General features: G+C 55.5%; 10 protein-coding genes and 2 pseudogenes. 7 read left to right on the top strand and 5 right to left on the bottom strand.

What is annotated here, in order from left to right:
• Positions 1 to 53 precede the first annotated feature (53 nt).
• The 3 genes and pseudogenes from AC5SEO_RS26585 to AC5SEO_RS26575 all read left to right on the top strand — a co-directional run.
• Positions 54 to 635 (top strand): annotated as a pseudogene (locus AC5SEO_RS26585) (methyl-accepting chemotaxis protein); the annotation flags it as partial.
• A 501-nt stretch (positions 636 to 1,136) separates the two neighbouring features.
• Positions 1,137 to 1,397: a type II toxin-antitoxin system prevent-host-death family antitoxin gene (locus tag AC5SEO_RS26580; RefSeq protein WP_025590994.1), complete on the top strand. Its 261-nt coding sequence runs from the start codon at positions 1,137 to 1,139 to the stop codon at positions 1,395 to 1,397.
• Positions 1,387 to 1,809, top strand: coding sequence for a hypothetical protein (locus AC5SEO_RS26575; protein WP_025590992.1), 423 nt, complete (start codon positions 1,387 to 1,389; stop codon positions 1,807 to 1,809). The genes AC5SEO_RS26580 and AC5SEO_RS26575 overlap by 11 nt, the downstream gene beginning before the upstream one ends.
• A 318-nt stretch (positions 1,810 to 2,127) precedes the next feature.
• Here AC5SEO_RS26575 and AC5SEO_RS26570 read toward each other — a convergent pair whose 3' ends face one another.
• From AC5SEO_RS26570 to AC5SEO_RS26555, 4 genes are all read right to left on the bottom strand, one after another.
• Positions 2,128 to 2,784, bottom strand: a complete 657-nt coding sequence (locus tag AC5SEO_RS26570; protein WP_323687032.1) for an oxidoreductase — start codon at positions 2,782 to 2,784, stop codon at positions 2,128 to 2,130.
• Positions 2,757 to 3,221, bottom strand: coding sequence for an oxidoreductase (locus AC5SEO_RS26565; RefSeq protein WP_280113897.1), 465 nt, complete (start codon positions 3,219 to 3,221; stop codon positions 2,757 to 2,759). The genes AC5SEO_RS26570 and AC5SEO_RS26565 overlap by 28 nt, the downstream gene beginning before the upstream one ends.
• A gap of 183 nt (positions 3,222 to 3,404) precedes the next feature.
• Positions 3,405 to 4,127, bottom strand: a complete 723-nt coding sequence (locus AC5SEO_RS26560) for an MFS transporter (protein ID WP_162705629.1) — start codon at positions 4,125 to 4,127, stop codon at positions 3,405 to 3,407.
• A complete protein-coding gene (locus AC5SEO_RS26555; protein WP_112156684.1) occupies positions 4,117 to 4,560 on the bottom strand; it encodes an MFS transporter in 444 nt (147 codons plus the stop codon). The genes AC5SEO_RS26560 and AC5SEO_RS26555 overlap by 11 nt, the downstream gene beginning before the upstream one ends.
• Positions 4,561 to 4,750: 190 nt before the next feature.
• Here AC5SEO_RS26555 and AC5SEO_RS26550 point away from each other — a divergent pair, with 190 nt between their 5' ends.
• Together AC5SEO_RS26550 and AC5SEO_RS26545 are read left to right on the top strand one after the other, a co-directional pair.
• Positions 4,751 to 5,656 (top strand): LysR family transcriptional regulator, encoded by a 906-nt coding sequence (locus AC5SEO_RS26550; protein ID WP_025590988.1) that lies wholly within the window; start codon positions 4,751 to 4,753, stop codon positions 5,654 to 5,656.
• 220 nt (positions 5,657 to 5,876) lie between these two features.
• Positions 5,877 to 6,821 carry an aromatic alcohol reductase gene (locus AC5SEO_RS26545; protein ID WP_025590986.1) on the top strand — a complete coding sequence of 315 codons (945 nt, stop codon included), beginning with the start codon at positions 5,877 to 5,879 and terminating at the stop codon, positions 6,819 to 6,821.
• Positions 6,822 to 6,938: 117 nt separating this feature from the next.
• Here the strand turns inward: AC5SEO_RS26545 and AC5SEO_RS26540 are convergent, their stop codons facing one another.
• On the bottom strand, positions 6,939 to 7,364 hold the full coding sequence (locus AC5SEO_RS26540) for a winged helix-turn-helix transcriptional regulator (RefSeq protein ID WP_025590984.1): 426 nt from the start codon (positions 7,362 to 7,364) through the stop codon (positions 6,939 to 6,941).
• A 153-nt stretch (positions 7,365 to 7,517) separates the two neighbouring features.
• Between AC5SEO_RS26540 and AC5SEO_RS26535 the strand changes: the two genes are divergently transcribed.
• Entirely contained in the window at positions 7,518 to 8,459 is a 942-nt protein-coding gene (locus tag AC5SEO_RS26535) for a lipid A biosynthesis lauroyl acyltransferase (RefSeq protein ID WP_029658620.1), read from the top strand.
• A 307-nt stretch (positions 8,460 to 8,766) separates the two neighbouring features.
• Positions 8,767 to 9,006, top strand: a pseudogene (locus AC5SEO_RS26530) (transposase); the annotation flags it as partial.
• Between the last annotated feature and the right edge of the window lie 48 nt (positions 9,007 to 9,054).

Below are 9,054 nucleotides of genomic sequence, written 5' to 3'. Positions count from 1 at the left end.
TTTGGACGCCGATCACCCCATTTGCGGGGTCCTTATTCCATGCCTAATCACAAGCCTTGAATGCAGGGGTCGAAGCTGCACGTGCGGGTGAGGCTGGCAAGGGCTTTGCTGTCGTTGCCCAGGAAGTGCGCGAGCTTGCACAGCATTCCGCCAATGCCGCCAAAGAGATCAAAGGCCTAATTGCCAACTCTACCGCCGCTGTCTCTGAAGGGGTGAAGCTAGTCAGCGAAACCGGTCAGGGGCTGACGGCGATCGAACAACTCGTTCTGACCGTCAATACCCATATGGGTGCCATCGCGACGGCAGCGCATGAACAATCGAACGGGCTTGCGGAAGTCAACACTGCGGTCAACCATATGGATCAGGCCACGCAACAAACCGCTGCCATGGTCGAGGAGATGAATGCCGCGGGTGCGGGGCTAGCGGGCGAAAGCCAGAAGCTGCATGAACTGATCTCCTGCTTCCAGCTCGGTTATGGCGCGGGATCAAATTCTCAGACCGCTGCCTTGCGGCAGACCGCTGCAACGGTGCGAGCGGCCGCATCATCAAGGCCCACACCATCGCGCAGCTCTGCGCCAGCACCGCGCAGTGTAGGCAACACCGCCCTCGCGACCGAGAACTGGGAGGAGTGCTGATCCCAGTAGCGTAAACCGGGAGGCACCAGAAAGCTTCCCCTTTGCGTTACGCCTAGACGCTTTTTACAGATGTTCAGGGCCGAAAGCTTTTGGTATGCTTCTTACAGTTCGCTCTTTGGCGCATTGGATCACGCGCTCAAAGTCGCCCCAGTCCAGAAACGCTTTCACTGGTTCTGAAGAAGTACAACGTCGTCTCCGCCAATGCCGTTGCGACGACACCTTCAACCCTTTCCGCCAATCAAACCTGTCCATAGGAAGCAAAGCATCAGACTTCAAATGAAGGAGAACCTTCAGGATGTTGTATACACGAACCTGAGGCACCTTGAAGGGATCTGAACCGTCGCCCCAGGATTTGGTAGTCTCGTTTTCGTAGAGCAAATTTAAGCTCACATTTGCCATTCAAACAAATGCGATAGTCACTCCAGCAACGTTCTCAGAAGCAAAATATCTTGATAATCTGGAAAATTCAGATATTATGGATATTCATTTTGGAGATTTTCTATGCGCCAGTACACGACGGGTGACCTCAACAAACAGGTTGGCGATGTCACAGATGCTGCGAGCCGTGAGCCGGTAGTTCTCACCAAACACCGGAAGCCACGCTTCGTACTGATGAGCTATGAGCATTATGAACGCCTGCGCAGCGGTGGCGACCCCCGCAAGCCTCATCGGGCTGCAGACATGCCCGATGAGCATGTAGAGCTGTTTAGTGCGGAAGTCGATCGGTTAGCGCGTGGTGAAGGGTACGGCGATGAGCCGTGAGTTCTTTCCCGGTCAGATAATCAGCTATCCGTATCTATGGAGCTGGCAGGATGAGCGTGGTGAGACTGAAGGACGCAAGTCGCGTCCGACCTGCGTCGTCGTTGCGGTTCGTAGTACCAAAGACAGCCTAACCCATCTAGCTCTTCTCGCAGTGACAACGCAACCGCCACAGACCGACCGCGCCGCTTTAGAAATACCTGATACGGAGGCACGTCGAGCCGGCCTGAGCGACCTGAAGCGCTGTTGGGTGATAGTTGATGAATACAATTACGATGTGGCTGAGCATTCTTGGTATATCGAGCCGGACCAGAAGACGCTCGGTCGTTTCAGCAAGGCGTTCATGATGAAGATTGCGGCCGCCTTTGGCGAAGCTTCCAGAAATTCAGGGCGCCGGATAAAGAGAATGGATTGAATCGCTAACTTTGATTTTCGCGAGTTCACTACCCGCCACCCTCCCGGCTAAAGATGGAGCGGCCAGGCTCAACATTGGCGGCTTCGCGCTTGAAAGGGATCGAACTCTGGACCCGGCAATTGAATGCAAAACCTTGCACTAGGGCGATGGATTTGCCAAAGACCCAAATTGGTACTTTGCATCGCCCGCTTGCGAGACGGGTAGTGGCTACGGCCTTGGCCTCGCGTGATTAGCGACGGTGGTGACCGTCTGGGAGTTCCTGGACGGTCTAGCGTTATGGTGAAGCTAGGCCAGCGCCAAATTCAAAGAGCGCCGTTGCTATTGGACCGGTAGCGCGTGAGCCAATGTGCATAGGGCGCTGGAAGCGCCCAGGCTGGCTTCTCTTCTCCAAGCACAATCGCGAGCTGATATGGGTAATGCGGATTTGCCAGCATGGCACGCGCCCATCATAACCACGTCAACCTCGTTCTCGGCTATGGCCTTCTCGGCGTCCGCAGGTGCATCGAGAAGCCAAGCAGAACCGACAGCAATGCCGGTTTCCGAACGAATACGTGAAGCGAATGGAACTAGGAATGCTGGCGCCCACGGCACTTTACCGACGGACGCGGAGAAGCCTATGCTCGTGCTGAAAAGATCGAGACCGCCGTCTTTGAACTGCTTCACCAGATCAATCGACTGGCTCAACATTTCCTCATCATGGCCGTCGAACACAACAATTCCGAAGCGTGCGGTCAGCGGCAGGTTCTCTGGCCAAACGTCTCGAACGGCAGCAAGTGTCTCGATCAGGAAACGGTTTCTTCCGGCCTGATCACCACCATAGGCGTCAGTTCGCTGGTTGGCGTAGGCCGAGAAAAAGCTGGAGGCGAGGTACCCGTGCGCGAAGTGAAGTTCAAGCCACTCGAACCCGGCCTCCAATGCGCGTCGTGCAGAGGCAATGAAATCACTCTTTACGCGGTCGATGTCGGAAAGCGACATCTCTTTAGGCACCTTCGAAAGGCCGCCGCCAAAGGCAATGGAAGATGGTGCAATGGTCTCCCATCCACGCGGATCGCCTGTTGGGATATGATCGTCGCCTTCCCAGGGAAGATTGGCACTTGCCTTGCGGCCTGCCCGATCTGGATGCCTGGCACAGCACCTGCAGCCTTGATCAAAGCTGCGACTTTCGCCATGCCTTCGGTCTGCTCATCTTTCCAAAGTCCGGTACAGCCCGGCGTGATACGCCCCTCTGGTGAGACTGCAGTCGCCTCAACGATAACGAGACCTGATCCGCCGCGTCCCAGGCTGCTGTAATGCGTAAAATGCCAATCGTTAACGATGCCATCCTGCGCCTGGTACTGACACATCGAAGCGACGGCGATACGGTTACGAAGGCTGACGTCCTTCAGTTGAAACGTAGAAAATAATGCTGACATTGTATTCGACCTTGCGTTATGCGTGGGAAGCGCCCCACGGAAAGTTTAGCAGGAAGACCACCGAGCTCTTCGCTCAGCCTTTATCCGCCCACTCCTTGGTTGAGACGGTTACCACTGTCCTGTGCCTTTCTATCATTGCTACGTGGCTTGTGTTTGAGGCGAGCCAATCGGCGCGATCGCCGATCAGGATGACAATATCGTTCTGTTCCGACTGGCTCGCCATCCCAAAACCAGCGAGGCAGCGCCCACGACGGCGAAGAATATAACGATAACTGACCAACCCCCTGTCATGTCATGGAGCATTCCCACCGCGAAAGGGCCGACGAGACCGCCGACGACGTAACCAACGCTTTGAACGACGCTGGAGAGCCTTGCTGCGACTTGCGGGGTTCCGGCGCGAAGTACGATGAGCGTAAGAGCGATCGCGAAGCCACCGCCCTGGCCGATCCCAACCAAGAGGGCAACGCCACTGAGCGACCATGTGGGGGCCAGCAAGAGGCCCATGGCACCCACCGTTCCGAGAATAATCATCGCAGCGGTGATGAGGCGTTGGTCGCGCAACTTTCCCGCAATAATCGGGACGAGAAGTCCGCTCGGCATCTGGGCCAGAAAGTAGATCGACATGATAAAGCCGCTGCTCTTTGAATCCAGTCCTCGGGATAACAACATCGAAGGACCCCAGCTGATAAGGGCATACGCCAGAGACGCAAAAAGCGCGAAGAAACCCATGAGCTGCCAAGACACGGGGTCATGCATGATACGAACCTTTGCCTGAACGACCGATCGCCCGCCTTTTTCGCCGAGTGCCATCCGCCCCAGAACGATCAGGGCAGTCGGGACAAGCGGTACCATCCAGAAAGAAAGGCCCGCCTCCCAACGCCCGCCCAGGGCCTGGCTAATGGGCACTGCCAATGCCGTCGATGCCGCCGCGCCAAAGGCCCAACATCATTGCAAAAAGGCCCATCATCGGACCCACCTTCGAAGGAAAGTCTCTCTTGATGAGAACCGGCGTCAAGATGCCCAGAAGCGAGATGCCTGCTCCTATCAGGATGGTTCCCATATAGAGTGGCACCAGCCCGAACGAGCGCAGGATGGTGCCTGCCAGAGCGGCGACCACAGCCATCACAAGAACGAACTCGAGCCCGAAGCGCCTCGACAAAGGAGCTGCCAGCGGTCCAAACACCCCGAGGCAGATGACAGGCACGGTCATAAGGACGCTCACCCAGAAGTTTGACAGAGAAAGGTCCGCCTGGATGTCTCGGAGCAATGGAGCGACGCTGGTAAGCAACGAACGTAGATTAAAGGCCGAGAAAAGGACGAGCAGGATACTCAGCCACATACGGACCAGAGGTGCTCTCGATCCCTCGAAAAAGGTCGATGATGACCGCTCCGGCGCAATATTTTTATCAACGGATGACATTCAAGAAGCCTCATGGGTTACGTCGCATCCGCATACTCGACTAGTATAATTGACTCCAACGAATATATTGAATAGCTCTCATCTTTATTAGAGATTAATCGGGACGCGTATGGAAATTCGTCAGATCGAACTGTTTGTCGCAGCCGCCGAAGAACAACACTTTACGAAGGCCGCCGAGAGGTGCGGGATCGTACAGTCCGGTCTCTCATCGGCAATCAGGTCCCTTGAGGAGGAGATGGGTGCTTCTCTGTTCATCAGAAACACCCGCCGGGTGGAGCTCAGTCCCGCCGGGCAGGTCTTCCTTCCAGAAGCCCGCCGCGTACTTGCGGCCATGCGGGCTGCGAAGCGATCTATTGGTGAAGTTCAGACTGGGGCATCGGGCCGCATCGTCGTATCTATGGTTCAAAGTCTTGCTCCAAGCCTCGACATCCCGCGGCTATTGCATGAATTTCGGACGGCCCACCCTAACGTCGAGATCAGCGTGCGCGAAACGCGGCCAAGCGAGCTGGCCCTCGAATTGCGTCGAGGATCGATCGACGTCGCCTTCATGCCATCCTACAGCGTGAACCACAGCGGTTTCGATGTACTGTCTGTCGTGTCGTCGCAAATGACGATCGTCGGCGCGGCAGACCATCGCCTGGTGAGCGAACGGGATATTCCGTTCGAGGCGATAAGCGCAGAACCATTCGTCGATCTATCGACACGCTGGGGCCTGCGCCAGATCGCCGATCAGATATTCGCAAGCCAGGGAACCCACCGAACGACGACGTTCGAAGTCGACGAATTTTCACTGCTCCTGCAGTTTGTCGAACGTGGGTTCGGTCTGGCGATGGTACCTCGCGCATTGATCGCAAATCATCGGCTGGCTGCGCTCGATGTCACCCTTCAGAACAGAAATTTTCCGGTCTGGGAACTCGGCATGTATTCCGCCCAGCAGAGAGATGGACTTCCCGCAAACCCGGTCGCACAGATGTTTCGAGACGCTGTGCGGAGGTCCGTGACCAAGGTTGCGTAATCGGCTGCGCCGGATCGCGACCATAATCTTTACAGCATATCCCTCTAAGGTGGCGCCCCGCATTCGGGGAATGTCACCGCGTCGTCGCACCTGCGCGGGGCTGAGACCAAACGCGTGATCGCCCTGCGGTCAGCCGCAGTATCATCCGTGTACCTTCTTTCCTTCGTGATCGTGAGTTGCCAAATAGCGGCAACACAGAGTTTTTGAAGGATTGAAATCGATGAACACAACAGTCTCCCAAACGAAGTCGCGCAACATTCTCGTGCTCGGTGCCGGCGAACTCGGCATGCCCGTCCTGCGCAATCTGGCTCTTCGCGCCAAGACCATCGAGGGCGCCAGGATCAGCGTTCTTCTCCGCGCCAGTGCCGTTCAATCAGATGTGCCTGCAAAGCAGCGCGACATCGCCGAAATCCGCGACCTCGGCATCGAGATCATCGAAGGCGATTTGGTGAAGAGCTCAGTCGATGAACTGGCATCTCTGTTTTGGAATTACGATACCGTGATCGGTTGCACAGGGTATGCGGCCGGGATCAATACGCCGATGAAGCTTGCCAAGGCGGCGTTGCAGTCGGGAATTCCCCGCTATTTCCCCTGGCAATTCGGCGTCGACTTTGAGGCGATCGGTCGAGGCGGCCCGCAGGACATTTTCGACGCTCAGCTTGATGTGCGGGAACTGTTGCGCTCCCAAAGCAAGACCGAATGGGTCATCATCTCCACCGGGATGTTCATGAGCTATCTCTTCGAACCGGAATTCGGTGTCGTTGACCTGCAGAATGACATAGTCAATGCTCTCGGCAGCTACGATACGGCTGTCACTGTGACGACGCCTGACGACATTGGCGCTCTGACCGCTGAAATCGTCTTTTACGAGCCGACCATCGCAAACGAGATCGTCTTCCTTGCCGGCGATACCGTCACCTACGGTGAACTCGCCGACAAACTTGAAGTAGGATTGAGCCGCCCTTTCAGCCGGTCCGAATGGACGGTCCCGGTCCTGATGGAAGAACTGGCAAACGACCCCCAGAACATGATGCGCAAGTACCGTGCAGCCTTCGGTATCGGGCGTGGCATGGCGTGGGACAAAGCCAACACGTTCAACGTGCGCAAAGGCATCAAAGTGACGACCGTGTCGGATTGGATTGGGGCGAACCTTAGCGGAAAGTGACAGTGCCTGCCGGTATCGTGGAAAAAGAAAATAGTTGCTCCGCGAGTGCTCCCTCATCACGCTGTCATCCAACGTAAGATGGCATGCTGGCATGTTTTCCTCCTGGTGCATTTGTGCTCAAAATGTCTGCCAGGAAGGCTTTTCTGGCGGACGGGCATCGTAATCCTCGCGCGCCTTGCGAAACTCGTCAGAATTCTCCACGACCCATGTCCACAGCGGAACCATGCGGATGAGAAGACCCATCCCGAGTTCGGTCAGTTCGTACTCAACCCGGGGCGGCATCTCTACGAGATCATGGCGCGTGACGAGACCGTCTCTCTCGAGCTGGCGGAGCGTTCGCGTCAGCATCCGCTGTGTCACGCCGTGCATTCGTTTTCCGATGTCTGCGTGCCGGAGCCTGCCATAGACACCGAGGGTGTGAATGACGCCGAGCGACCACCTGCTTCCTGCATGAGTGAGAACCTCGCGTCTCACACCGTCTTCGTCCTCGCGAAGCCCATCGCAAACCGCCTGAGAATAGGTAAGCATCTCTTCTCTGATCATTATACTTGTCTCCTGCCGTTCTGCCTTTTCTCTTAACAGCCTTCCGATGGCATTTCACCTGTCGCTACAGGCTGGAGAATAAGCTCAGAGAATGCGCTGGAGTTTTTCGTAAGGACTTGACCGATGAGACCGATAATCGGAACGCATGAACGAATGAGCAAAAGCGTAAGAAGACACTTGAGGCAGCTCGTCTTTCGGCTAGACGACCTTCGCCAATGGATCAATGCCACGATAGCATTCGGGTTCCTGAATCTACTGAAGCTTTTCCCTGCCGATCCAGCGATAAGATTTGCCGATCGTTTTGCACGCGTAATCGGGCCCCTGACCCCACGCCACAAGCTCGTACTTCATAATCTTGGTATAGCCTATCCGGAAAAGCCGAAAAGAGAACGACGGGAGCTTGCGACAGCGAGTTGGGGACATATAGGCAGGTTAGCTGCCGAGTATGTATTTTTGGACCAACTGTTCGATTACGATCCTGAGCGATCTGAGCCAGGGCGGATCGAGGTGTCTGGGATTGACGAGTTTACAAAACTACACAACCATAAGCGCCCATTCATAGTCTTCACCGCTCACACGGGCAATTTCGAACTGTTGGCTGTCGTTGGGGCCACGTTCGGTCTCAACGTGACTTCTTTGTTTCGTCCTCCAAACAATCCATATGTTGCCGACAGACTTATCAATTTTCGAAAGGAGAGGATGGGAAATCTTGTTCCTTCCCATGCAGGGTCGTCTTTCGCGCTCGCTCGCCAACTAGAGCGTGGGGGTGGCGTTGGAATCCTGGTCGATCAGAAGTTTCGTAAAGGCCTACCGACCCAATTCTTCGGCAAGGACGTTCAAACAAACCCGCTACTGGCAAAGCTGGTGCGTCAATTCGATTGCGATGTCCTTCCGGCTCGCTGCATTCGTCTGCCAAACAATCGGTTTCGGTTGGAGCTTGAGCCAAAAATTACTATCCCGCGCGATCCGCAGGGCACGGTAGATATCCAGCAAACCGCCCAGCTTCTAAATGAAAAGGTGGAACTCTGGGTCAGGGAATATCCAGATCAGTGGCTTTGGTACCATGATCGTTGGGACCGCAGACGAAAAAACTAGGTCCTAGTGTCGTGAGCCTGCGGTACCCGAGCTGGAATACCTTCCTGAGCCAAAGCAGGCATCTGCATCAGTGGTTCACCGATGGAAGAAAGTGATCGCTATGGAGGCGAATTGCTGCGACCCCAATTCCACGCAGAACTGATCTGGCTCAGTTCTGCGTGGAAAACACTATCGAACTGGTTGTGCGCAGATTGTAGTTGGAAGATTGGTCTTGCCAAAACACAAGCATCCCCGTGAACTGCCCCCCATTTCGACCGGACAGTCGGCATAAGCAGAAAGGCTCAAGCACAGGCTTGAGGACAGGCTTATGTCTAACGAGTATCGACACGTTGAATTGCTGACGGGTGATGTTCGCCGCAGGCGGTGGACAACTGAGCAGAAGCTGACAATCATTGAGCAGAGTTTCGAACCTGGCGAGACGGTGTCTTCCACCGCTCGCCGTCATGGCGTTGCGCCCAATCTGCTTTACCGGTGGCGCAGGCTCTTGAGTGAGGGAGGTGCTGCAGCCGTGGATTCTGACGAGCCGGTTGTCGGCAATTCTGGAGTTGCCCCTTAAAAACCGGACAGGATCAGGTTTCTGTTTGACGGTTTAAGA

This window comes from Agrobacterium sp. K11, from assembly GCF_059429395.1.
The sequence above is the reverse complement of the archived record's forward strand: the minus strand, read 5'-3'. Positions and strand labels throughout refer to the sequence as shown.

What these genes read in the sequence shown, in the direction of transcription:
- AC5SEO_RS26545 (WP_025590986.1), top strand. Translation starts at nt 5,877, where the DNA reads ATGAACACAACAGTCTCCCAAACGAAGTCGCGCAACATTCTCGTGCTC.
- AC5SEO_RS26535 (WP_029658620.1), top strand. Translation starts at nt 7,518, where the DNA reads ATGAGCAAAAGCGTAAGAAGACACTTGAGGCAGCTCGTCTTTCGGCTA.
- AC5SEO_RS26550 (WP_025590988.1), top strand. Translation starts at nt 4,751, where the DNA reads ATGGAAATTCGTCAGATCGAACTGTTTGTCGCAGCCGCCGAAGAACAA.
- AC5SEO_RS26580 (WP_025590994.1), top strand. Translation starts at nt 1,137, where the DNA reads ATGCGCCAGTACACGACGGGTGACCTCAACAAACAGGTTGGCGATGTC.
- AC5SEO_RS26540 (WP_025590984.1), bottom strand. Translation starts at nt 7,364, where the DNA reads ATGATCAGAGAAGAGATGCTTACCTATTCTCAGGCGGTTTGCGATGGG.
- AC5SEO_RS26555 (WP_112156684.1), bottom strand. Translation starts at nt 4,560, where the DNA reads ATGTGGCTGAGTATCCTGCTCGTCCTTTTCTCGGCCTTTAATCTACGT.
- AC5SEO_RS26575 (WP_025590992.1), top strand. Translation starts at nt 1,387, where the DNA reads ATGAGCCGTGAGTTCTTTCCCGGTCAGATAATCAGCTATCCGTATCTA.
- AC5SEO_RS26565 (WP_280113897.1), bottom strand. Translation starts at nt 3,221, where the DNA reads ATGTCAGCATTATTTTCTACGTTTCAACTGAAGGACGTCAGCCTTCGT.
- AC5SEO_RS26570 (WP_323687032.1), bottom strand. Translation starts at nt 2,784, where the DNA reads ATGTCGCTTTCCGACATCGACCGCGTAAAGAGTGATTTCATTGCCTCT.